This is a genomic window from Phytohabitans sp. LZ39 (genome assembly GCF_059359075.1).
On sequence record NZ_JCADBM010000012.1, the window covers coordinates 250551 to 272620 of the forward strand.

21 protein-coding genes and 1 tRNA gene are annotated in these 22070 nt (G+C 71.0%); 10 read left to right on the forward strand and 12 right to left on the reverse strand.

The window, feature by feature from the left end:
• Position 1: 1 nt before the first annotated feature.
• The 4 genes from AC5L36_RS23830 to AC5L36_RS23845 all read left to right on the forward strand — a co-directional run bounded on the left by AC5L36_RS23830 (position 2) and on the right by AC5L36_RS23845 (position 4682).
• Complete coding sequence (locus AC5L36_RS23830; protein WP_441219673.1) at positions 2-1207, forward strand: MCE family protein; 1206 nt, start codon at positions 2-4, stop codon at positions 1205-1207.
• A 25-nt stretch (positions 1208-1232) separates the two neighbouring features.
• The gene (locus AC5L36_RS23835; RefSeq protein ID WP_441219675.1) at positions 1233-1934 is read left to right on the forward strand and encodes an Rv1363c family protein; all 702 of its coding nucleotides are present in this window, start codon (positions 1233-1235) and stop codon (positions 1932-1934) included.
• 11 nt (positions 1935-1945) lie between these two features.
• Entirely contained in the window at positions 1946-2419 is a 474-nt protein-coding gene (locus AC5L36_RS23840; RefSeq protein WP_441219677.1) for a hypothetical protein, read from the forward strand.
• Between the two features lie 586 nt (positions 2420-3005).
• Positions 3006-4682: an alpha/beta hydrolase domain-containing protein gene (locus AC5L36_RS23845; RefSeq protein ID WP_441219679.1), complete on the forward strand. Its 1677-nt coding sequence runs from the start codon at positions 3006-3008 to the stop codon at positions 4680-4682.
• A gap of 148 nt (positions 4683-4830) precedes the next feature.
• Here the strand turns inward: AC5L36_RS23845 and AC5L36_RS23850 are convergent.
• The 6 genes from AC5L36_RS23850 to AC5L36_RS23875 all read right to left on the reverse strand — a co-directional run bounded on the left by AC5L36_RS23850 (position 4831) and on the right by AC5L36_RS23875 (position 9223).
• Positions 4831-4969: transfer RNA gene (locus tag AC5L36_RS23850), tRNA-OTHER, on the reverse strand.
• Between the two features lie 120 nt (positions 4970-5089).
• On the reverse strand, positions 5090-5821 hold the full coding sequence (locus AC5L36_RS23855) for a DUF7873 family protein (protein ID WP_441219681.1): 732 nt from the start codon (positions 5819-5821) through the stop codon (positions 5090-5092).
• A gap of 61 nt (positions 5822-5882) precedes the next feature.
• Positions 5883-6374 carry a hypothetical protein gene (locus AC5L36_RS23860; RefSeq protein ID WP_441219683.1) on the reverse strand — a complete coding sequence of 164 codons (492 nt, stop codon included), beginning with the start codon at positions 6372-6374 and terminating at the stop codon, positions 5883-5885.
• A 37-nt stretch (positions 6375-6411) separates the two neighbouring features.
• On the reverse strand, positions 6412-7038 hold the full coding sequence (locus AC5L36_RS23865) for an NADPH-dependent F420 reductase (protein WP_441219685.1): 627 nt from the start codon (positions 7036-7038) through the stop codon (positions 6412-6414).
• A 55-nt stretch (positions 7039-7093) separates the two neighbouring features.
• Positions 7094-7477 carry a VOC family protein gene (locus tag AC5L36_RS23870; protein WP_441219687.1) on the reverse strand — a complete coding sequence of 128 codons (384 nt, stop codon included), beginning with the start codon at positions 7475-7477 and terminating at the stop codon, positions 7094-7096.
• Positions 7478-8233: 756 nt separating this feature from the next.
• The gene (locus AC5L36_RS23875; RefSeq protein ID WP_441219689.1) at positions 8234-9223 is read right to left on the reverse strand and encodes a LacI family DNA-binding transcriptional regulator; all 990 of its coding nucleotides are present in this window, start codon (positions 9221-9223) and stop codon (positions 8234-8236) included.
• A gap of 198 nt (positions 9224-9421) precedes the next feature.
• Between AC5L36_RS23875 and AC5L36_RS23880 the strand changes: the two genes are divergently transcribed.
• From AC5L36_RS23880 to AC5L36_RS23895, 4 genes are all read left to right on the forward strand, one after another.
• Positions 9422-10393: a carbohydrate ABC transporter permease gene (locus tag AC5L36_RS23880; RefSeq protein WP_441219691.1), complete on the forward strand. Its 972-nt coding sequence runs from the start codon at positions 9422-9424 to the stop codon at positions 10391-10393.
• 104 nt (positions 10394-10497) lie between these two features.
• Positions 10498-11313 (forward strand): carbohydrate ABC transporter permease, encoded by an 816-nt coding sequence (locus AC5L36_RS23885; RefSeq protein WP_441219693.1) that lies wholly within the window; start codon positions 10498-10500, stop codon positions 11311-11313.
• A 20-nt stretch (positions 11314-11333) separates the two neighbouring features.
• The gene (locus AC5L36_RS23890; protein WP_441219695.1) at positions 11334-12677 is read left to right on the forward strand and encodes an ABC transporter substrate-binding protein; all 1344 of its coding nucleotides are present in this window, start codon (positions 11334-11336) and stop codon (positions 12675-12677) included.
• Positions 12678-12717: 40 nt separating this feature from the next.
• Entirely contained in the window at positions 12718-14700 is a 1983-nt protein-coding gene (locus AC5L36_RS23895) for a beta-galactosidase (protein ID WP_441219696.1), read from the forward strand.
• Positions 14701-14749: 49 nt separating this feature from the next.
• Here the strand turns inward: AC5L36_RS23895 and AC5L36_RS23900 are convergent, their stop codons facing one another.
• Positions 14750-16813: a cellulose binding domain-containing protein gene (locus AC5L36_RS23900; RefSeq protein WP_441219697.1), complete on the reverse strand. Its 2064-nt coding sequence runs from the start codon at positions 16811-16813 to the stop codon at positions 14750-14752.
• A gap of 190 nt (positions 16814-17003) precedes the next feature.
• On the opposite strand from AC5L36_RS23900, the gene AC5L36_RS23905 reads away from it, so the two are divergent.
• Entirely contained in the window at positions 17004-17681 is a 678-nt protein-coding gene (locus AC5L36_RS23905) for an aggregation-promoting factor C-terminal-like domain-containing protein (RefSeq protein WP_441219698.1), read from the forward strand.
• A gap of 173 nt (positions 17682-17854) precedes the next feature.
• On the opposite strand, the gene AC5L36_RS23910 is transcribed toward AC5L36_RS23905, so the two are convergent.
• The 3 genes from AC5L36_RS23910 to AC5L36_RS23920 all read right to left on the reverse strand — a co-directional run bounded on the left by AC5L36_RS23910 (position 17855) and on the right by AC5L36_RS23920 (position 19444).
• Positions 17855-18130 carry a hypothetical protein gene (locus tag AC5L36_RS23910; protein WP_441219699.1) on the reverse strand — a complete coding sequence of 92 codons (276 nt, stop codon included), beginning with the start codon at positions 18128-18130 and terminating at the stop codon, positions 17855-17857.
• Entirely contained in the window at positions 18127-18678 is a 552-nt protein-coding gene (locus tag AC5L36_RS23915) for a hypothetical protein (RefSeq protein ID WP_441219700.1), read from the reverse strand. Before AC5L36_RS23915 ends, AC5L36_RS23910 begins: the two co-directional genes overlap by 4 nt.
• 121 nt (positions 18679-18799) lie before the next feature.
• Positions 18800-19444 (reverse strand): TetR/AcrR family transcriptional regulator, encoded by a 645-nt coding sequence (locus AC5L36_RS23920; RefSeq protein ID WP_441219701.1) that lies wholly within the window; start codon positions 19442-19444, stop codon positions 18800-18802.
• 138 nt (positions 19445-19582) lie between these two features.
• Between AC5L36_RS23920 and AC5L36_RS23925 the strand changes: the two genes are divergently transcribed.
• Positions 19583-20746 carry a glycosyltransferase gene (locus tag AC5L36_RS23925; protein ID WP_441219702.1) on the forward strand — a complete coding sequence of 388 codons (1164 nt, stop codon included), beginning with the start codon at positions 19583-19585 and terminating at the stop codon, positions 20744-20746.
• On the opposite strand, the gene AC5L36_RS23930 is transcribed toward AC5L36_RS23925, so the two are convergent.
• The gene (locus AC5L36_RS23930; protein WP_441219703.1) at positions 20718-21185 is read right to left on the reverse strand and encodes an ATP-binding protein; all 468 of its coding nucleotides are present in this window, start codon (positions 21183-21185) and stop codon (positions 20718-20720) included. The genes AC5L36_RS23925 and AC5L36_RS23930 overlap by 29 nt on opposite strands.
• The gene (locus tag AC5L36_RS23935) at positions 21172-22050 is read right to left on the reverse strand and encodes an MEDS domain-containing protein (RefSeq protein WP_441219704.1); all 879 of its coding nucleotides are present in this window, start codon (positions 22048-22050) and stop codon (positions 21172-21174) included. Before AC5L36_RS23935 ends, AC5L36_RS23930 begins: the two co-directional genes overlap by 14 nt.
• Positions 22051-22070: the final 20 nt, after the last annotated feature.

A 22070-nucleotide genomic window follows, 5' to 3' on the forward strand; every position in this document is an offset into this window, starting at 1 on the left:
CATGATCAAGACGAGTACGAAGCTCCAGGTGCTCGCGTTCCTCGTCGTGAGCGTGGTCGGCATCGCCTACGTCGCCGTGCGGTACGTGGGCCTCGGCGACCGGCTGCTCGGCCGCGGCTACATCGTGCACGCCGACTTCGCGGAGGCCGGCGGCATCTTCCCGAACGCACCGGTCACCTACCGCGGCTCGCCCGCCGGCCGGGTGACGGCGGTGCGGCTGCACGGCGACGGCGTGCGAGTCGACCTGCGGCTCGGGCGCGACGTGCGGGTGCCGGACGCGCTCCGCGCCGTCGTGACGCAGCGCTCGGCGGTCGGCGAGCAGTACCTCGACCTGCGCCCGGAGCGGGACACCGGCCCGTACCTGACTGACGGCTCGGTCATCCCGCGGGACCGCACCGGCACCCCGATCGCCGCCGAGACGCTGCTGGCCAACCTCGACGCGCTCGTCCACTCGGTCGACCCGGACGACCTCGCGGTGGTCATCGACGAGCTCGGCACCGCGTTCGAGGGCAACGAGACCGCGCTGCGCACGATCCTCGACGCCAGCGACGCGCTGCTGACCGACGCGGCGGCGAGCCTGCCGGAGACCGTCGCCCTCATCCGTGACGGCCGCACGGTGCTCACCACGCAGGCGGAGTCGGCCGGCGCCATCCGCGAGTGGGCCGACGGGCTCGCCAAGCTGTCGGCCACGCTCCGCGAATCCGACGCTGACCTGCGCCGGCTGCTCACCGTCACACCGCCGGCCGCGGCCGAGCTCGTCACCCTGCTGCGCGACCTCGAGCCGACGATCGGCACGCTGCTCGGCAACCTCGTGTCGACGGGCGGCGTCGCCGCGCGCCGGCTGCCCGGCATCGAGCAGATCCTCGTCGTGTACCCGCTGGCGGTGAGCGGCGGCTTCACCGTGACGCCGGGCGACGGCACCGCACACCTCGGGCTGGTCGTCAACATCGACGACCCGCCGTCCTGCAAGTACGGCACGTCCGCGAAATGCACCGCCGCCGATCGGGCGCGGGGCTCGGGCGTGCGCAGCACCGGTAACGCGCCCCGGCCCGGCGGTCCCGATCCCGTCGCGGGTTACGACCCCGGCACGGGGCTGGTCACCGCGCCGGACGGCAGCCCGCTGCGCTTCGGCGCGACCGGCGGCCAGGGCGCGCTCGCCGGTGACCAGTCCTGGAAGCAGTTGCTCCTTGCTGGCCTGGCTCCGTAGCCACTTCTCGTCAGGGAGGCATCCCATGCCCACGCGCGAAGAGCGCACGCTCAAGCTGGTGAAGGGTACCGGCGGCACCGCGACCCGCCGCCGGGCGGTCGTGCGCCGGATCCCCCGCGTGGAGGAGGATCCGGTAGAGCTGCTCGGCCGCCTGGACGAGGAGCCGGTCCTGGAAAATCCCGTCGTCCGCCGGCGTCCACCATGGAGATCCAAATCGGAATCCGGGTCCAGCTCCGCCGTGCGCGGCCGCGGCTCCCATCGCGCGCCAATAGTGGCCTGCGTGGTGTTGGCGGCCACCCTGGCCGCCGCCATCCTCGGAGGCTACCGCTGGTACGGCGACCGCGCGCTGGACCAGGCGCACGAGGCCGCCCTCGCCGCCGCCCGCCAGACGGCCGTCAACTTCGTCTCGGTCAGCGCGTCCAGTGTGGACCGTGACCTCCAGCGGATCGTGGCCGGCGCGACGGGCGAGTTCAAGGACGAGTTCGTGCGCGGCCAGGCCCAGGTGCGCTCCGCCATCGTGGAAAACAAGGTGGAGTCGACCGGCACCGTGCTCCGCGCCGGGCTGGTCTCCGGCGACCGCCGCTCCGCGGTGGTGCTCGTCGCGGTCGACGCGACCGTGAAGAACGTCAAGGCGCCCGAGGGACGGCCGTCGCACTACCGGATCCAGGTGGACGTGACCCGTGACGGCGATGCCTGGCTTGTCTCCCGACTCCAGTTCGTCGGATGAGGAGGGTCCACATGAGACTCAAGCTCGTGCCCGCGCTCGCAGTCGCGGCCGCGCTCGCCGCGGGTGCGGCCGGGGCCACCTGGTGGAGCCACCACCGCGCGAACCAGCGGGAGACCGCCGTCAAGCAGTCACTCGCCGCCGCCGCGCCGGCCGCGAAGGCGATCTTCTCGTACGACTACCGCACCTTCGACGCGAGCGTCGCCAACGGGAGGCTTTTCGTCACCGGCGGCTTCGCCGACGAGTACGCGCAGACGACGGCGGCACTCAAGGACACCGCGGTCAAGGAGCAGGCGGTCGTGGTGGCCGAGGTCTCCTCGACCGGCGTGGTGGAGGCCGGCGGCGACGAGGTCGAGCTGCTGCTCTACCTCAACCAGTACCGGCGCAACGTGAACACGGCCGGCGAGAAGGTGGACCAGAACAGGGTCGTGCTCACGATGGTGCCGGTCGACGGTGAGTGGAAGGTCGCCAAGGCCGCCGCGATCTAGAGACCTTCGGAGTTAGGGTCGCCGCGGTCTCGGGCTCGATTCAAAGGCAGATTTGAGCTACCGCGATGTCCGTCGTGGTCCAGACCGCTGCTCCCGCGGCCTCACCCGTCCGCCGCTGGTCACGCTCACCCCGCGCGTGGTTCGTTTGTCCCCAATGCCCCGTGCCGAAGCGGCGGGCAACAGACCGGACAGATGCGCCGTCACCGCGAGTAACCGCCGCGGTGGCGTGAACGGTGTCCGGTGCGAGATCTTGGAGAGTTAGGGCGCTATTTCAACCCTACCGTTCTAGATCTCAAAGCCCGACCCCGCAGCTGGTGACGCTGCGTCAGGATGTTGTAGGTAGGGGCTTGTCCCGCGGAGCTGGCAGTGGACGGCCGGTTGTGGCCAGGCTCGCGAACCCCGACTCCAAAAGGTCTCTAGACACGGCGCCGGCCGGGCGGAGATCTGATCTAGCCAGGGCGGCGCCGTCGTTGGTAGCCTCGGGCCGCAGGCGTGACACGAGGTGGCACCCGTCCGCGCGCCTGCCACTGTGTACACCGGCCCGGTGTCGGCGGCGCTGGGACATGACCTTCACCTGAGGTGAGTCGTGTCTGTCCTGCCTACGTACCGCCGACGTCTGGTCGCGCTCGCCGTGACCGGCGCCCTGACCGTCCCCATTGGCCTCGCCACACCCGCGAGTGCCGGCCCGCACCGGCCCCGCCCCTCCACCGCGACCGGTGCGAGCGTCGCCGACCCGGCGGTCAGCGGGCCGGTCGCCAACACCTCGCCCGTCGGCGATCCCGCCCACGGCTACCCCTTCCTCGCCACCGACGTCGACCTGGCCGCGGCGGGCTACGTCGAGCGCGAGTACCTCATTTCCGGCACCGCGACCCGGTACGCCACCAGTGGCACGTCCACCGCGGCCGTGACCAGCACGGGGCACGCGTACAGCACGCGCATCGTCGTGCGGCGGCCGGCCTCGGCGAAGAAGTTCAACGGCGTGGTGATCGCGGAGTGGTACAACGTGAGCAACCAGTGGGACCAGGAGGTCGACTGGTTCCAGACGCACGAGCATCTCATCCAGGAGGGGTACGCCTGGGTGGGCATCTCGGCCCAGCGCGCCGGGCTGCACTCGGCCACCGGCCTGAAGGCGTGGAGCCCGGCCCGCTACGGCTCGCTCGACCTCACCGCCGGGGGCACGATCCTGGACGACACCCTGTCCTACGACGTCTTCAGCCAGGCCGTGAAGGCGGTGCGCCGGCCGGCCGGCGTCGACCCGCTCGGCTCGCTGCCGAAGCCGAGCTACGTCATCGCGACCGGGCACTCGCAGTCGGCCGGCCGCCTGGCCAACTACTACAACGGGATCCAGCCGCTGGCGAACGTCGTCGACGCGGTCGTCCTGCACGGCGGCGGTGGGGTGCTCCGCACCGACCTCGCGGCGCCGGTCTTTCGCATCAACTCGGAGGGCGACGTCGCCACCGGCATCCTCTCCGCGGCGGCCCGGGCGCAGGCCGACTCGCCGGTGTTGCGGGCCTGGGAGGTGGCCGGCGCGTCGCACGGCGACTGGAAGCTCATCACCGACTACGGGCCGCTGCGCAAGCGGGACATCGGCACGTACCCCGGCGGCTACCCCGGTGAGCCGCAGAACTGCACGCTCCCGTCGCTGTCGCGGGTGCCGCAGCACATGGTGCAGGGCGCGGTGTACGACCACACGGTCGACTGGGTCGCGTACGGCGAGCAGCCGCCGACCGCCCCGAAGATCCAGACGACCGCGGCGGGTATCGCGCGGGACGGCCTGGGCCTCGCCCTCGGCGGCATCCGGCTGGCGCAGCACGAGGCGGCACTGCGGGTCAACAGCGGCGTCAACACCGGCCCCGGCTTCTGCTTCCTCGACGGCAGCTCGCTGCCGCTGACCGACGCCCAGCTCGCCATCCTGTACCCGAACCTGCGCTCCTATGTGGACAAGTCGGTCGCCGCCACCCGCGCCGCGGTGCGGGCCGGCTACGTGCCGCGTGACGTCACCCGCGATCCCGCCTGGTACACGGACGTCCGGGAGCTGGTGGGGGAGTACGCCGCCGCCGGTCGCATCCCGGCCCGCACCGCCGCCGACCTGGAGCGGCGACTGCGGCGCGCCGAGCGGCACGGCGTCGCGGGCGAGGAGTGGGCGGCGGTCGCCCACCTGCTGGGGGTGGCGGCCGTGGCCTACCGCGACCTCGGGGCAGACCCGGCGGCCCGCGACGCGGTGCTCCGGCCCACGCTCGCTCTGATCAAGCTCGTCGGCTGACTCGACGGGCGGCTCGCGTGGCGAGGCCCGGGGATATATCCAATCCCCGGGCCTCAGTGTGCCACCGACTTGCGCGCGCCAGCACGTTTAAAGGACGCTCGTCATCCGTTACGACATCGGGTTTTGCCTTTAAACTATCGCCCCACGTTGGAGGGGCGAGCTGGAGTTGAACCAGCATCCGACGGTCACCGCGGGCGTCCGTTCGACCTGGCGTTCGGTGGCGAATGCTGAGGCTGGAGCGAGAGTCTGAGATTTACCGTGGCTGCCTCTGCCAATTGGGCTACCCCGGCGCGAGTGCCGGGGACAGGGATCGAACCTGCACTGGACCACGTCGTCAGCTTCGGCTTCACCTTCAGCTTCACGCCCTTCGGCGCACCCCTGCGCTCCCACAGGGGCATCCATGACGGCTACCCGAAGAGGTAGCCGAATACCGCCGCACCGACCCGCTGGTCGACGGCCTCCGCGTTGTTGGCCTCTTCACGGGCGAACTTGACCGCGGTCTGTAGCGCCGCGACGCGTTCGAGGATCTCGTTGACCCGCTTGGCCGGCAGCGCTCCGGAGAACTTGACGGTCGTCCAGTATCCGACGGCCACGTCTTCGTAGTAGACCTCGACCTGGGCCGGGTGCTTGTCGGTGGCCTCGGCCTTGACGTGGTTGCGCGGCACCTTCTTGGTGCGGATGGTGCGCACCGGCTCGGTGCGCCAGCTGTCGGTCGAGTCGTCGCGCACCCACGTCTCGGCCGCGTCGAGGACCGGCAGCTTCTTGACGAACGTGTGCAGGTCGACGAGCTGCTTCTCCAGGAACAGCAGGTACGACACCGGGACGCCGGTGGCGATGGTCTGGCCGTCGACCACGACATCGGCCCGGGCGACGCAGTTGGTCCAGTCCTTTGTGGCCGTAACGTCGAAGAGGCGGGTGAGCGTGGTCGCGACCTGGCGAAGGATTTCTTCCGTCTTGATCTGCACGCGGGTCGACTCGGCCGGCAGCTGCTCGCCCTCTTCGTCCTTCGGCTGGTAGGTGCGCGAGATGCCCGCCAGCGGCGCGGTCTTCTGCACGGCGTGGTGAGCCTCGGTCAGATCGGCGAACGACTTGCTCTTGACGCCCTTTTCGACCGCGATTATCTGGTTGAGCCTGGGCACGATCACTCCTCTCAAGCAGCGGTACGGTAGCACCGCCGCGCTCGGGAACGCCGACCCATTTCTAGGGCGCGACCTCGACCGGTGTCGCGTCGGCCAGGAGGCGGAGGATGGCGCCGGTCACCGGCGGGCGCTGCTCGCCCGGACAATCGGCCGTCGTGATGGCGCTCATCCCAAGCCGCAAGGTGTAGACGAGGGCGTCGGTGCACGTGAGGCGGTAACGCCGTGCCTGCTCGGCCTCCTCGCGAAACGCCGCACCGTCCAGCAAGCGACGGAGCTCGTCGTTTTGCGCGGTGGAGAGCCGGCCGTTGCTGGTCTGCCCGTCGCCGGCGCAGTTGTCGCAGGACCACGCGCCGGCGGGTTCGACGTCGAGGATCCGGATCTTCGGCGCCTCGCCGGCCGGTCGCTGCAACAGGGTGAGGCGAGAGGGTGGCTCGGTCGTCGCCGGCGGGCCGGCCGTCGACCGGGTCAACTCAGACTCGGGGTCGCCGCCCGAGCAGGCGCAGAGCGCAACTGTCAACGCGGCGACCGCGAGCAGGCGGGACGTGCGGATCACGCGAGGAGGATACAAGCAAGCCGGTCACGCCGGCGGCCTACCGGCGGGCAGCCGCGAGGCCGTCGCGCACGCCGGCCGCGTCGAGGTCGGTGGTGTACACGGGTGTGCCCGGCTGCTGCCGCCAGCTGTCGTCGAGACCGCCCGCGTCGATCGGGTCGAAGCCGAGCTCCTCGACAAGCCCCATCACCCTGCGCTTGGCGTCCACGTCGTCGGCGGCGACCGGGAGCGCGATGCGGGCCGGGTCGCCGGCGGGACGGCCGTCCGTCAGCAGGTGTCCGGCCTGGATCGTGTTGAAGGCCTTGACCACCGTCGCGCCGGGCAGATGCTCGGCGGTCCACCGGCTGGACGTCGCCGACCGGTCGTCGAGCGGGCCGATAGGGCCGTCGCGCTGCGGGTAGTAGTTGTCGGCGTCGATGACGACCTTGCCGCGCAGGGCTTCGGCGGGCAGGTCCGGGACCGCGCGCACCGGGGTCGCGATCACCACGAGGTCGCCGGACTCGGCCGCCTCCCGCGCGGTGCCGGCGGTGGCGCCGGTCTCCGCGGCGAGTGGGGCGATCGTCTCGGGACCGCGCGAGTTGCCGACCGTGACCTCGTGGCCGAGGGACTGGAGGCGGCGGGTGAGCGAGCCGCCGACGTTGCCGGAGCCGATAATTCCGATCTTCATACCCGGTGCAACCACCCGGCGGCGGCGCGGGATGCCCGCCGCCGGGTGTGATCGATCAGACCGGCCCATTCCAGTCGACGAGCTGCACGATCACCCCGTTGGGGTCGCGCACCTGGAAGGCCCGCTCGCCCCACTCTTCGGCGGTGAGCGGCATGGTGATCGTGACGCCCTCGGCCTGGAGTCGGGCCAGCTCACCCTCCAGGTCGTCGACCACGAACGCGAGGATCAGCCCGCGCGCGTGGTCGTCCCGCTGGTCGGCGGGGAGGGTCTCGAGGCCGCGGCGCAGGAAGACGACGTTCATCCCCGCGTCGTCACGGGTGAGTGAGGCGAACCCGTCCGCGGCCATCGCCTCCCGAAACCCGAAGTGCTCGACCAGGAAGCTACTGGACGCGCTGACGTCGTCGACATTGAGCGAGACGGCCGAGGAGGTGATCTTCATGCTCAATATTGTACACCGTACAGAGATAGTTGCCCGCCTCCGCGTCAGCTGCGGACCGCTTGCTCCCGCGGGCACCGTTCCCGGCCGGCGGCTCGCGGGGCGAGCCGAAATCCCCGGCCGTCCACTGCCAGCTCCGCGGGACAAGCCCTTACCTACGACATCCTGACGCAGCGTCACGAGCGTCGGGAGCCGGGCTTTGAGATCTTGGAGAGTTGGGGTTGAAATAGCGCCCTAACCCTCCAAGATCTGGCATCGGGCGCGGTCCACACCCGCTGGGGCGGTTACTCGTGGTGACATTGCCTCTGTCCGGTCCGGTGCTCGTCGCCCCGGCAAGGGACATTGTGGACAAACGAACCGTGCGCGGCAGGACTCCGATGGCCGCGCCCGCGGCGGCAAGGACAACGACGGCATCGAGCTTCCGAGACCGCGGCGACCCTGACTCCGAAGCTCTCTAGAGATCTTTCGGCCTCGAGTTGGAGCTTGCCCGGGTCCGTGTCAGCCGCGGACCGCCGCTCCCGCCGGAGAGCGCGCGGGTCGGCGGCGAGCGTGCCTCGCGGCTGTTGCCGATGGCGGCGAAGCCCCGCTGTTTGACCTCGCCGTCGATTCGGTGCGGACATTGTGGACAAGCCCTCACTCCCGGAGGGGTGGGCGTGACCAGCGGCGGACGGGCGAGGCCGCGGGAGCAACGGCATGGACCACGACGGACATCGCGGTAGCTCGAATCTCCGTCCTAACAGGATCCGGAGGGGGCGGGTGTCAGGCGCGGGGTGGTGGCGAGGTGCTCGCCCGGACCACCAGTCGCGTGGGCACGAGCGCCGTGCCCGGCTCGGTGATCTCGTGGCGGATCTGCCGGAGCACCGCCTGCACGCACAGCCGGCCCACCGCCGCGAAGTCCTGGTGCACGGTGGTCAGCGGCGGGATGAACGAGCTCGCGTCCGGGATGTCGTCGAAGCCGACCACGCTGACGTCGTCGGGGACGCGGCGGCCCTTCTCGTGGAAGGCGCGGAGCAGGCCGAGTGCCATCTGGTCGTTGGCGGCGAAGACCGCGGTGCACTCCGGCTCGGCGGCCAGCTCCATGCCGGCGCGGTAGCCGGACTCGGCGGACCAGTCGCCGTGCCGCACCTCGGGGATGGGCCGGCCCGCCTCGGTGAGGATCGCGCGCCACGCGTCCGCCCGGCGTTGGCTGGCGAACGACCCGGCCGGCCCGGTCAGGTGCCAGACCGTGTGGTGGCCGAGGTCGAGCAGGTGGCGCACGGCCTGCCGGGCCCCGTCGGCCTGGTCGGTGTCGACCACCGTGTAGCGGTCGCCGGCGTCGGAGTCGACCACCACGACCTGGGCGCCGGGCGGCAGGATGACCGTCGCGGCGTCGAGGAGGTGCACCTCCATGATCACGATGACGCCGTCGACGGCGAGCTCGCCGAGCCGGGTGAAAGCGCCGAGCAGTCCGTCCTGGGTGGGGGAGGCGACCGGGATCAGCGTGATCGCGTACCCCTCGTCGGCGGCGTGGTTGGCGATCGCCTCGACCGTGCGGCTGTTGCCGGTGGTGGCCAGCGTGAAGAGGATGACCCCGATGGTGCGGAACTCGCCCCGCTTGAGTGCCCGGGCCGCGCTGTTGGGCCGGTAGCCGAGCTGCTTCATCGCGGCGAGCACCTGCTCGCGGGTCGAGCCGACCACGCCGGGGTGGCCGGTGGAGACCCGCGAAACGGTCTGTGCGGAGACGCCGGCCAGCCGCGCGACGTCCGCCATCGACACACCGCGCCTGGGTCGCTGGCGCGGTGGCGGCTTCTGTTCCGTCACCGGCGGAGCCTTCCGAGAGTCGGGGTTGACGATCGCTTGACGGCGGTGACACTATCACCGCGTAATGTTTGCGTAAACATCATTAGCGGGCTAAGACTGTGAGCTGGGTGTTTGCGTAAACATCCAGGCCTGACATATGGGGTTCACATGGCAGTGGCGAGGGTCGCTACCGGGCGCGGGGTCGCGCGGCGGAGATCGCTGGTGGGCTGGGGTTTCATCGGCCCGTTCCTGGCGGTCTTCGCGCTCGTCTTCCTCGCCCCGATCGGGTACGCGATCTACCTCAGCCTCTTCCGCAACCGCCTCATCGGGGGCAACTCCTTCGTCGGGATCGACAACTACACGCAGGCGCTCCAGGATTCTCAGTTCTGGTCCGCGCTCGGCCGGGTGGCGCTCTTCCTCGCCGTCCAAGTGCCGATCATGCTGTTTCTCGCCCTGCTGGTCGCGCTCGCCATCGACAGCGGCCGGCTGTACGGGAAGAGCTTCTTCCGGATCACGATCTTCATGCCGTACGCGGTGCCGGCCGTCGTGGCCACGCTGATGTGGGGCTTCATGTACGGCACGAACTTCGGCCTCATCGGCAACATCAACGACGCGTTCGGCGTCACGCTGCCCGACCCGCTCTCCCCGGATCTGGTGCTCGCCTCGATCGGCAACATCGTGACCTGGGAGTTCGTCGGGTACAACATGTTGATCTTCTATTCGGCCCTGCGGGTCGTGCCGGCCTCGCTCTACGAGGCGGCCGAGATCGACGGGGCCAGCCAGTTGCGCATCATCCGGGCGATCAAGCTGCCGGCCATCCGCGGCGCGCTGGTGATCGCCACGATCTTCTCGGTGATCGGCAGCTTCCAGCTCTTCAACGAGCCGGCCATCCTGCAAAACATCGCGCCCAACGCGATCACCACCTACTTCACACCCAACCTCTACGCGTACTCGCTGTCCTTCTCCGGCCAGCAGTACAACTACTCGGCCGCCGTGGCGATCGTGATGGCCGTGATCACGATGGTGATCGCGTACGTCGTGCAGCTGCGCGGCATGCGGAGGGAAGGCCAAACCGGAATTCGGGTCGAGCGCCGTCGTGGTCGGCCGCGGCTCCTATCCATTCGCGGAAGGTCCCGTTGAAAATGTCCGTCTCAGTGCGGCCTCCGCTTGCCCGGTCCCGCTCGGCGCTGACGCCGGTGCGAGCCAAAGCGCGGCGCGGCCCCCGTCGCAGCGTCACCCTCACCGTGCTGACCGGTATCATCCTGGTGTACAGCCTGATCCCGCTCGTCTGGCTGCTCGTCAACTCGACCAAGACGCAGGCCAACCTCCTCGACTCGTTCGGCCTGTGGTTCCACGGCGACTTCGCGCTGTTCAGCAACATCGCCGACACGTTCACCTACGACAACGGCATCTTCCTGCGCTGGCTCGGCAACACTCTGCTCTACGTGCTGGTCGGCGCCGGCGGGGCGACGTTCCTGGCGGTGCTCGGCGGCTACGGGCTGGCCAAGTTCGACTTCCCGGGCAAGCGGGCGGTCTTCGCGGTCGTCATCGGTGCGGTGGCCGTGCCGGGCACCGCGCTGGCCGTGCCGACGTTCCTCATGTTCAGCAAGATGGGGCTGACCAACACGCCGTGGGCGGTCATCATCCCGTCGCTCGTCACGCCGTTCGGCCTCTATCTGATGTGGACGTTCGCGGCGGAGGCGATCCCCGACGAGCTGATCGAGGCGGCCCGCGTCGACGGGGCGAGCGAGTTCGGCACGTTCTTCCGGATCTGCCTGCCGCTGCTCGCTCCCGGCATCGTCACGGTACTGCTCTTCAGCATGGTCGCCACGTGGAACAACTACTTCCTGCCACTGATCATGCTGAAGAACCCGGACTGGTATCCGCTCACGGTCGGCCTCAACTCGTGGAACCAGCAGGCACAGACCGCCGGCGGCGAGCCCGTCTTCAACCTCATCATCACCGGATCGCTGCTCACGATCCTCCCGCTCCTGGCCGCGTTCCTGCTGCTCCAGCGCTACTGGCAGTCGGGCCTGGCCGCCGGCAGCGTCAAGCAATGACACTCCTGAAGGGACCCCACATGAGAAGAACACCCTTACGGATGGCCGCTCTCGCCACGGCGGCGCTCCTCGCCCTCGCGGCGTGCGGCTCCGGTGACGACGACTCGGGCGACGGCGCCGGGAGCGGTGGCTCCACCGTCTCCGACGCCACCATCCAGGCCGCCCTGGAGAAGGGCGGCAACCTCACCGTCTGGGCCTGGGAGCCGACCCTCAAGGAGGTCGTCACCAAGTTCCAGGCCAAGTACCCGAACGTGAAGGTCAACCTGGTCAACGCCGGCACCGGCAACGACCAGTACACCGCGCTCCAGAACGCGATCGCGGCCGGCAAGGGCGTGCCGGACGTGGCGCAGATCGAGTACTACGCGCTGCCGCAGTTCGCGCTAGCCAAGTCCGTCGACGACCTGAAGAAGTACGGCGCGGAGAGCCTCAACAGCACGTTCACCCCAGGGCCGTGGGCGTCGGTCAACACGGCCGGTGGCACGTACGGGATCCCGATGGACTCCGGCCCGATGGCCCTCTTCTACAACAAAGAGGTCTTCGACAAGCACAGCATCAAGGTGCCGACCACGTGGGCCGAGTACCTCGACGCGGCGCGCAAGCTGCACAAGGCCGACCCGAAGGCGTACATCACCAGCGACATGGGCGACGCCGGCTTCACCACCAGCCTCATCTGGCAGGCCGGTGGCAAGCCGTTCAAGGTGGACGGCACCAACGTCACCATCGACTTCTCCGACGCCGGTTCGAAGGAGTTCGTCTCCACCTGGCAGCAGCTGATCAGTGAGAAGCTGCTCGCGCCGATCAACGGGTGGAGCGACCAGTGGTACCAGGGGCTGGGCGACGGCACCATCGCGACGCTCGCCACCGGCGCCTGGATGCCGGCCAACTTCGTCACCGGTGTGCCGAAGGCGTCCGGCAAGTGGCGGGTCGCGCCGATGCCGCAGTGGCAGGCCGGTGGCAACGCCAGCGCGGAAAACGGCGGCAGCTCGCTCGCCATGCCGGTCAAGGGCGGCAACAAGGAGCTGGCGTACGGCTTCATGAAGTACGCCAACGTGGACGAGGGCGTGCAGATCCGGCTGGACGGCGGCGCCTTCCCGGCGACGTCGGCGGACCTCAAGTCGGAGAAGTTCCTCGCCACCGAGTTCCCCTACTTCGGCGGCCAGAAGGCCAACGAGATCTTCGCCGAGTCGGCGCAGGACGTGGTCAGCGGCTGGTCGTACCTGCCCTTCCAGGTCTACGCCAACAGCATCTTCAACGACACCGTGGGCAAGGCGTATGTGTCCTCCACGACGCTCCAAGATGGACTGAACAGCTGGCAGCAGGCAAGCGCCAAGTACGGAACGGAACAGGGATTCAGTGTCAAGTGAACCATCGCGGCCCGGCGCTCACGAGGCGCCGGGCCGTTGGTTGCGTTGGCCCGGCGGTGGTCCACCGCGGCTCGCGTACGGGGCGGACTACAACCCCGAGCAGTGGCCGCGGCACGTGTGGGACGACGACGTGCGGGCGATGCGGGCCGCGGGGGTCAACATCGTCTCGCTGGCCATCTTCTCCTGGGCCCGGATCGAGCCCACCGAGGGAGAGTACGACTTCGCCTGGCTCGACGACGTGATGGACCTGTTGCACCGCAACGGGATCGCGGTCGACCTGGCGACGGCCACCGCCTCGCCGCCGCCGTGGCTGAGCACCAAGCACCCGGAGATTCTGCCCGTCGACCGCACCGGCGCCACGCTCTGGCCGGGCGGGCGGCAGCACTGGCGACCGACCTCGCCGGTCTTCCGCGAGCACGCGCTGCGCCTGGTGCGGGCGATGGCCGAGCGGTACGCGGACCACCCGGCGCTCGCCGCCTGGCACGTCAACAACGAGCTCGGCTGCCACAACGTGTACGACTACTCGGACGACGCCGCGCGCGCGTTCCGTGACTGGCTGCGCGCCCGGTACGAGACGGTCGACGGGCTCAACGCCGCGTGGGGCACCGCGTTCTGGGCGCAGCGGTACAGCGAATTCGACCAGGTGTTACCGCCCCGGCAGGCCGCCTCGTACCCGAACCCGACGCAGCAGCTCGACTTCAAGCGGTTCTCCTCCGACGCGCTGCGCGACTACCTGCGCGCCGAGGCTGAGATCCTCCGCGCGGCCACGCCGGACGTGCCGCTCACCAGCAACTTCATGGTGATGGGCGACACCGCCGGGATGAACTTCGCCACCTGGGTGTCCGAAGTGGACTTCGTGTCGAACGACCACTACCTGCTGCCCGGGCCGCAGGGTCAGGACGAGCTGTCGTTCTCCGCCAACCTCACCGGCAACCTCGCCGGCGGGCACCCCTGGTACCTGATGGAACACTCGACCAGCGCGGTCAACTGGCAGCCGGTTAACCTCGCCAAGCGCGACGGCGAGCTGGCCCGCGACTCCCTGACGCACGTGGCACACGGCGCCGACGCGGTCTGCTTCTTCCAGTGGCGGCAGTCCGCGGCCGGCGCGGAGAAGTACCACTCGGCGATGGTGCCGCACGCCGGTGAGGAGAGCGAGGTCTTCCGGTCAGCGTCCGAGTTGGGGCGGACGCTGACCGGGCTCGCCCCGGTCGCCGGCGTGCCGCGGCGACCGGCGCGGGCGGCGATCCTCTTCGACTGGGAGTCGTGGTGGGCCAGCGAGCTCGACTCGCACCCGACGTCGCGGCTGCGCTACCGGCAGGAGGCGCTCGACTGGTACTCGGCGTTCCTGTCCCTCGGCATCCGGGTCGACGTGCGGCCGGTCGCCGCCCCGCTCGACGGCTACGACCTCGTGGTCGCACCGATCCTGCACGTGGTGCCGGCGGCGCTCGCTTCGCGGCTGGGAGATTACGTCGCCGGTGGCGGTCACCTCGTCACGACGTACTTCTCCGGGATCGTCGACGAGAACGACCACGTGTGGCTGGGCGGCTACCCGGGCGCGCTGCGCGACCTGCTGGGCATCCGGATCGAAGAGTTCGGCCCGCTGCTCGACGGAGACAGCGTGGTGCTCGACACCGGCGCGACCGGCACCCTCTGGACCGACCGGATCGACGTCACCGACCCGGCGGTGGAGGTGCTCGCGACATACAAGACCGGCGAGTACGCCGGCCGTCCCGCGGTCACCCGCCGCGCGGTGGGCACGGGTTCGGCGAGCTACGTCTCGACCCGGCTCGGCCCGGCCGGGCTTAGCCCGATGCTGGGCCAGCTCGCGGACGCGGCGGGCGTACACAGCGAGCTGCCCGAACCGCTGCGCGGCCGGGTGGAGCTGGCGGTCCGGGGCCCGCACTGGTTTCTGGTCAACCGCACCGACGAGCCGGTCGAGCTGGCCGGCCTGCCGGGGGAGCCGCTGCTGGGCGGTGAGGTGCTGCCCCCGCGCGGCGTCGCGGTCCGTACGGTGGCGGCCTAGCTAGGGCCGGCCCCGCCCGCGCTGGCCGCGCGGGCAGGGCCGGTGACCCTCATAGCGTCGTACACACAGACCCGTTGAGGTCGAAGACCGCGGGCGTCACGTTCGGCCCGCTGTAGCCGCCGACGAAGCCGATGCTCACCGTGGCACCTACGTCGAGCCCGCTGCCGGCCGTGTTGGTCACCTTGACGGTGCGGCCGGTGGCGGTCCAGCTGGCGTTCCAGCCGCCGTTCATCTGCTGCCACGCGGTCGGCCAGTCGTAGGTGAGCGTCCAGCTGGAGAACGCGCGGGTGCCGGTGTTCGTGATGTCCAATGTGGCCACGAAGCCGCTGGACCAGTCCGCCGTGTACGTCCACTTGACCGTGCACGCGCTCGGCGCCGGCGTGCCGGTGGTGAAGGTGAGCGGGGGCGAGGCCCAGGAGACGTTGCCGGCCGTGTCGCGGGCCAGCACGTTCACCGTGTACCGGCTGCCGGGTCGCAGGTTGTGCACGGTCAATGAGGTGCCGGGCGTCTCGCCGAGCTGCTCGCTGACCGCGCCGTTCTGGCGGTACACCTCGTACTTGGCGATCGGGTGCGCGCCGGCGCGGGCGGCCGGCCAGCTGACCGTCGCGGTGCGGTCGGTGACGGCGCTCGCACTCGGCTGGTCGGGCGTGCCGGGCAGGCCGGCCACGGTCCGCGAGTTGCGCGCCTGCACGACGGTCAGCGAGTACGGCGGGAGCGTCTGGCTGGTCGCCGTGCCGGCCTGGGCGGTGGCGATGGAGGAGGCACCGTTCGTGTACGTGTGGACGGTCACCGCGCCGGCGGCCGGAGCGAAGCCGGCGTAGTCGATCGTGACGTCGCGCGCGTTGTCCGGGTCGCGGTTGAGCAGCAGCACGTTGACGTCCCCATTGGACCGCCGCACGGCGTGCGCGGTGACGAGCGGGTCGCCGGTGGCGGCCCGGACGAACTGGTCGCCGGGGCGGGCGAGCTTGTTCATCAGCGAAAGCCCGTAGTAGGGCGCGAACGGCGTGTTGAGCGCCGGCTGGCAGGTGGTGCCGTCGGAGGTGCAGCCGCCGCTGGAGAACATGCCGAAGTCGCCGTAGTCGGTCTGCCCGGCCACTGTGGACACCGTGCCGATGCCATTGTGGACGTTCCACCACTGCACGGTGAATACGCCGTTCGCGAGCAGCGAGGCGTACGTGTCGGCGAGGAAGATGGCGCCCGGCTGGGTGTTCTGGCCGACGCCGACGTTCAACTCGGTGAGGCTGATGCCGATCCGACCGGCGTTCGGCCCGGCGTACTTGGCGATCTGCTGCCGCAGGATGTAGAGCGCGTCGGTGAGGTGCTCCGTCTTGCCCATGGCCTCGGCCGCGTTGCTCCCGCCCGGATACCAGTGCACGTCGACAAAGTCGATCTTCGAGCCGGCGATGGAGAGGACCACCTGGTTCCAGCTGCCCGCGTCGCCCTCGGCCACGACCGCGTCCGGCCACCCGGCCGGGATCGTGAGCACCGCGCCCACCTTGATGGTCGGGTCGACCGCCTTCATCGCGTCGGCGTAGGCAACCACCTCGGTGGCGTACTGCCGTGGGCTCTTGTCGGCGTGGTTGTCCGCCTCCCAGGCCGCGCCATAGTGGCCGTTGCCGTAGTTCTCGTTGCCGACCGTCCAGTACTTCACGCCGTACCCCTTGACGACGTTGGCCTGGCGCACCCAGCCGGCGGCCTCGGCGGCGGTGCCGGTGCCGTAGTTCGCGATGATCATCGGAGTGGCGCCGGTGCGCCGCACGCCGGCCATGAACGTGTCGAAGTCCGTGTTCGGCGCGACGTAGCCGCCGGGCGCGGTGTGGTCGGCCCAGTGGTAGATGTCCGCGTACGAGCCGCCCGGGTAGCGGCGCATCGTCACGCCGGCGGACTTGAGCAGGTCGGCTACGGCGTTGGTGCCGAGCTGCGGGTCCCAGATGGCGTCGTTGATACCCAGTCCGGTGTCGGGCATCGTGGCGAGGCCGGCCCGCGCGTTGACGGTGACGGTGGTCGGGATGTCGGCGGCCTGCGCGGCCGGCTGGCTGATGCCGGCGAGCACGCCGCCGGCGAGGAGGAGAGCCGCGGCGGACGCCGCGCGGCGAATGGTGTGGTGTCTCATCGGTCAGACGCTCCGGGGACATGACGCATCGGCAGTAAGCGGTCGAAGGGTTGCCCTGCCCACGACCATGTCCGGCTCTGAACCGATTGCAGTATCGATCGAGCACCGTCGCTTGGCAATCACCCTCTCCGGCAGTCCGCTATGCTCCATCGCTGGCGCCACCTCCGCCCCCCGACGAAGGGACCGCTTGATGAGTCGGCTGTGGAGCCGGTTCGGCATCCGGGCACTCGCGGTCGCGCTGCTCCTGGTGGGTGCCGGCGGTGGCTACCACCTCGGTCAAGGCCGCGACGCCCAGGAGCGGGGGATCAGCGCCCAACTGGCCGCCGACGCCGGGCAGGAGGAGATCGAGTTCCTCAAGGAGCGTCACCGCGAGTACACGGCCGCGACCGCGCAACAGCGCGAGGCCCAGCGGATCGCCGCCGAGAAGGCCGCGGCCGCCGCGCGTACGGAGGCCGATCGGGCCCGCAAGGCCACCGACGCCGCCAACCGCAAGAAGCGCGAGGAGAAGGAGCGAAACGCGGCGCCGCCACCCTTCACCGGGCCGATCCCGGCCTCGTGCAACGCCTACAGCGGCAACCGCAAGACCGGCTGCGCGCTGCTGCTGAGCAGCGGCTTCGGGCTCGACCAGATGCCCTGCCTGGACAAGCTGTGGACCAAGGAGAGTGGCTGGAACCACAAGGCCCGCAACCCCTCGTCCGGCGCCTACGGCATCCCGCAGGCGTACCCGGGCACCAAGATGAAGTCCGCCGGCGCCGACTGGCAGACCAACCCCGCCACCCAGATCAAGTGGGGCCTGGGCTACATCAAGGGCCGCTACGACGACCCCTGCGGCGCCTGGGCCCACTCCGAGGAGACCGGCTCCTACTAGAGAGTTTCGGTGTCAGCGTCGCCGCGGCCTCACCCGTCCGGCGCTGGTCGCTCACGGATCGCAAGCGTCCCGTCAGGGCCAGCGGTCGAGGCGGATCCAGCGGTAGCCGTACCCGTGGACGTCGACCGCGTCGGGGTCGAGTTTGTCGCCGTAGTCGCCGTCGGCGGCGACGCTCAGTGGTACACCACGCTGCCGCTGAAGCGGGCCAGGTCGCCGACCCGGTCCAGCGGCACGGGGTGGTCCACGACGTGCCGCACCACGTCCAGGTGCTGGTGCGGGAACTGGTGCGGGACCATCGCCCGCGACACCACGACCCGCTTCCACGGCGCCCGGTCGTGCCAGATGAGCGTGCTGGGGCTCGCCTCGTCCGGCGGGCCGTACTTGTCCGCCGTCGCGTCGGCCGCGGCCTGCGCGCTGGTGGGCCAGCCCTCGGTCAGCTGTTGCTTCATGCCCGGCTCCCGCCTCCGCGCGCCGGCACCGGCGCGACCGGCTCGTCCTCGTCCGCGGTGCCCGCGCCGGCGGTCACCGCGGCGAAGGCGAAACCGCTCGTGTACGGCTGGGCGCGGCCCATCAGGTGGCCGGCCACCATTTCGGTGTACTCGCGCCGCGCCTCCGCCACGTCGATCCGGCCCTCGACCAGGTCGTGCGCGAGGTTGACGGCGAGGAAGTTGATCGCTTCGACGTCGCAGGTGGCCGCCAGCTCGCCGCGGGTCCGCTCGACCCGGATGCTGCCGTTGAACGCGGTCAGGTCGGCGGTGCTCTCCCGGGGCACCTCGAGGTCGACCCAGCCCTCGATCCGATCCTGATGCGGCTGGGGAAACCGGTGCTCGACCGGGTCCCGGTTGACGACCAGCCGTTTCCAGGGCAGTGGATGGTTCCACACCAGGCGGCTGGGCATCGCCTCGTCGGGTGGCCCGTACCGCGCCGCGGTGCGCCGCGCGGCCGCGCTGGCCTCCGCCGGCCAGTCACCCACCACGCGGTCCAAGGTGTCTGTCACGGTTCGTCCTCCGTGTCGATGGCCTTCCGGGTCGGGTACCCCTGGGGCGCGGGCCCATACCTGCCCGGGACGGCCGTTTCCGATCACCCCGGACGGGCGGCCTGTGGAGAGCGACGACGCGTCAGTGACGGGCTGACGGCACCGGTGCCGCGAGCGCGGTGAGCGCGGTGGCGACCCAGTCCCGGTAGGCCTCGACCGGCCAGCCGCGCTGGTGCACGAGGAGGCCGTAGAGCAGCGGCGAGTTGAGCGCCCAGATCGTGTCGCGCAGGTAACCGACCCGGGACAAGTCGGCGTCGCCCCGCTTGGCGGCCACGGTCGTGGCGATGTAGCCGGCGCCGGTGAGCCGGTGGCGGTCCAGGTCGGCGACGAGCGCGGCGATCTGCGGGTCGGCGTCGGCCGCGGCCACCGCGACGGCGTAGATCGGGTATGCCCGGTGCGCGACGTCCGCGACCGCGTCCGCGTAGCGCCGGAGCGCCTCGGCGGCGGTCGGCGCCTCGTGCACCCGCCGGTCGCCCTCCTCCGTGTCGCCGCCGATGGCGGCGTCGACCGCCTCCTTCAGCAGGTTGACCTTCGACTTGAAGGCGGCGAACACGGTCGGTGTCGACACGCCCGCCTCGGCCGCGACCTGCGCGATCGAGGTGGCGGTGTATCCGTGCGCGCGGAAGAGACGGGTCGCCACGCGCAGGATCCGCTCGCGGTTGACTCGGGCCTGTGCCCGGCGGCCGGAGGCGTCGTAGCGGCGGCGGCTCACCGGCGGCAGCGTCATTGGGCTACCTTATCCTCTATTCGATAAAGTCCAAGTCAACCGAAAGTGACACGGAACGGGCCGTCCGAGCGGCTCATTCGCACACGGCCCGAGCGGACGAAACTGGGGGTGGGTCGGCCGGAGCGTGGGGGAGATGGCATGAGGATCCTGTTCAGCGGCTGCCCCGGATACGGGCACCTGTACCCCATGCTTCCGCTCGCCCGAGCCGCCACGCGCGCCGGTCACGACGTCGCGATAGCCACCGGGCCGGAGCTTGCCGCCCACCTGGCCGGGCGCGGATACCAGACGTGGGCGGTGGGGCCGACGTTCGCCGAGTCCTGGGACGAGCGCAACGCCGCACTGCCCGACCTCGAAACGGTGCCGCCCGACCGGCACCTCACGCTCGACATCGGGGTGCTCTTCGGCGCCTCGGCCGTCAAGCGCGCGGTCGACCTCGTGCCGCGCGCCGAGGAGTGGCGGCCCGACCTGGTGATCCACGAGATGATCGAGTTCGCCGCGCCGATCGCCGCGCACCGCACCGGCGCCGCCCACGTGACGCACGGGCTCGGTGTGCCGCCGCCCGCGTCGATGCGGGACGCGCTCGGCTCCGCGATGGCGGAGGTCTACGCCCGATGGCACGCGCCAGACCTCGCCGACACCGTCTTCGCCGATCCCTACCTCGACATCTGGCCGCCCGCGCTGCGGCCCGAAGGCGGGCTGGCCTTCACCGACCCGGTGCCGCTTCGGACGTACCCCGGCGAGGTCCTCCCCACCGACCGGCTGCCGGACGCCGTCGCGGCCCTGCCCACCGCGGACGTCGCGTACCTGACCCTCGGGACGATCTTCCACACCGCGCCCGGCGTCTTCGAGGCGTGCCTGGCGGGGCTGCGCGGCCTGCCCCTCGACGTGGTCGTCACCGTCGGTCACGACGGCGACCCGGACCGGTTCGGGCCGCAGCCGCCCTCGGTGGTGGTCGAGCGCTACGTGCCGCAGGCGCTGCTGCTGCCGCGCTGCCGCGTGGTGATCTCGCACGGCGGGGCCGGCACGGTGCTCGGCGCGTTCGCGCACGGCCTGCCCCAGCTGATCATCCCGCAGGCCGCCGACCAGTTTCTCAACGCGGCCGTGGCGGAGGCGGCCGGCGCCGCGATCACGCTCATGCCGGGGACGGTGGCTCCGGAAGCGGTACGCGAGGCGGTGCGGCGGCTGCTCGACGAGCCGCGGTTCGCCGTGGCCGCGCGGGCGGTGCGGGCCGACATCGAGGCGTCACCCGGCGTCGACGCGGTGCTCGACACGCTTACCCGGAGTGCCTGCCGTCAGGGCTGAAGGCGGCGACGGCGGCGGTGATCGTCGTGCCCTTCGGGCCGGTCTCGATGACCAGGTCTTCGCAGAGGTGCCGCACGATCCAGAGGCCACGCCCGCCGAGCGCGGTCGGCTCGGGCTGGCGGGTGCCGGCGGTGAGGTCCGCGATGCCCGGGCCGTGGTCGGTGATCTGGCAGCGCAGCAGGTGGCCGTCCAGCCACAGCCGCAGCCGGCCCGAGCCGCCGCCGTGCCGGATCGCGTTGGTGGCCAGCTCGCCGCCGATGATCAGCAGCCGTTCGACCTGCTCCGGCGCGGCGCCCAGGTCGTCGGCGTGGGCGGCCAGCGCGGCGCGCAACGCGTACAACCCGTCCGCGTCGAACTGGTGGTCCACGGCGACCGCCTCGGGAACCATCGTCGGCGCCGGACCCGCCCGGTCCCGAGCGGGCGGGTCAGCGCTGGTCATCGCCCGGTCTTACCCGAAGCTGAGGCGTGTCACGCCCGCCGACAAGATCCAGCACCGTCGCGGGCAACCCTTGACACATCACGGTCATCCGGCGCGAGCCCGGCAGCCGGGCCGCCGCCTGCACGATCGCGGCCGCGCAGGCGGCGTCGATGTACGACAACGCGGTGAGGTTGACGGTCATGTGCCGGTCGAGCCGGCGGGACTCGGCCAGCGCCTGCTCCAGCACCTGCTGCTGGCGGTAGTCGATCTCGCCGGCCACCCGCACGCCGGCCGGGCTGTACTGCCGGCAGATCCGCAGCAGCGGGCCGTCGTGGTAGACCCGCGCGGCCACCGTCTTGGTGTGCGCGGTCGCGGCGAAGGCGAGTGTGACCGCGTCGAACCGCTCCCGGTCGTACTGGCAGATCACCGAGAGCCGACCGTCGCTGAAGAGGTCGGCCATCTGCGTCTCGAAGCCGTGCAGCCGCTCGGCACCGGCCGGCCGCGCCGCCCAGGACATGTCGGCGGTCAGCCGTAGCCCGGTGTAACCCTGCCGGGACGCCGCGTCGACCTCGGCGGCGACCGCCGCGACCATCGCGCTGGCGGACACACTCCCGCCCAGCAGCGCCGCCTCCACGGAGGCGATGGTGAGCTGCCCCCGGCGGGTCGCCGCGCTGCCGCGCACCTGTCGGGCGTTGAACTCGGCGGCGAGCGCCGCCGGCGGCAGCTGGTCGGTCCAGCACAGCACCCGCTGCCCGGCCCGCAGCCCCTGGCGGACGAACGCCGCCAGCAGATCGAGCCGCTCTTCGGCGTCGGTGAACGTCAGGCACGCGTGGTCGCCGAGCCCGACCTGCGCCAGTCGCGCCGCTTCCATCGCATCGTCACCCATGTCCCGAGAGGTAGCCAGCG

What these genes read in the sequence shown, in the direction of transcription:
- AC5L36_RS23830 (WP_441219673.1), top strand. Translation starts at nt 2, where the DNA reads ATGATCAAGACGAGTACGAAGCTCCAGGTGCTCGCGTTCCTCGTCGTG.
- AC5L36_RS23835 (WP_441219675.1), top strand. Translation starts at nt 1,233, where the DNA reads ATGCCCACGCGCGAAGAGCGCACGCTCAAGCTGGTGAAGGGTACCGGC.
- AC5L36_RS23840 (WP_441219677.1), top strand. Translation starts at nt 1,946, where the DNA reads ATGAGACTCAAGCTCGTGCCCGCGCTCGCAGTCGCGGCCGCGCTCGCC.
- AC5L36_RS23865 (WP_441219685.1), bottom strand. Translation starts at nt 7,038, where the DNA reads ATGAAGATCGGAATTATCGGCTCCGGCAACGTCGGCGGCTCGCTCACC.
- AC5L36_RS23870 (WP_441219687.1), bottom strand. Translation starts at nt 7,477, where the DNA reads ATGAAGATCACCTCCTCGGCCGTCTCGCTCAATGTCGACGACGTCAGC.
- AC5L36_RS23875 (WP_441219689.1), bottom strand. Translation starts at nt 9,223, where the DNA reads ATGGCGGACGTCGCGCGGCTGGCCGGCGTCTCCGCACAGACCGTTTCG.
- AC5L36_RS23880 (WP_441219691.1), top strand. Translation starts at nt 9,422, where the DNA reads ATGGCAGTGGCGAGGGTCGCTACCGGGCGCGGGGTCGCGCGGCGGAGA.
- AC5L36_RS23890 (WP_441219695.1), top strand. Translation starts at nt 11,334, where the DNA reads ATGAGAAGAACACCCTTACGGATGGCCGCTCTCGCCACGGCGGCGCTC.
- AC5L36_RS23900 (WP_441219697.1), bottom strand. Translation starts at nt 16,813, where the DNA reads ATGAGACACCACACCATTCGCCGCGCGGCGTCCGCCGCGGCTCTCCTC.
- AC5L36_RS23905 (WP_441219698.1), top strand. Translation starts at nt 17,004, where the DNA reads ATGAGTCGGCTGTGGAGCCGGTTCGGCATCCGGGCACTCGCGGTCGCG.
- AC5L36_RS23910 (WP_441219699.1), bottom strand. Translation starts at nt 18,130, where the DNA reads ATGAAGCAACAGCTGACCGAGGGCTGGCCCACCAGCGCGCAGGCCGCG.
- AC5L36_RS23920 (WP_441219701.1), bottom strand. Translation starts at nt 19,444, where the DNA reads ATGACGCTGCCGCCGGTGAGCCGCCGCCGCTACGACGCCTCCGGCCGC.
- AC5L36_RS23925 (WP_441219702.1), top strand. Translation starts at nt 19,583, where the DNA reads ATGAGGATCCTGTTCAGCGGCTGCCCCGGATACGGGCACCTGTACCCC.
- AC5L36_RS23930 (WP_441219703.1), bottom strand. Translation starts at nt 21,185, where the DNA reads ATGACCAGCGCTGACCCGCCCGCTCGGGACCGGGCGGGTCCGGCGCCG.
- AC5L36_RS23935 (WP_441219704.1), bottom strand. Translation starts at nt 22,050, where the DNA reads ATGGGTGACGATGCGATGGAAGCGGCGCGACTGGCGCAGGTCGGGCTC.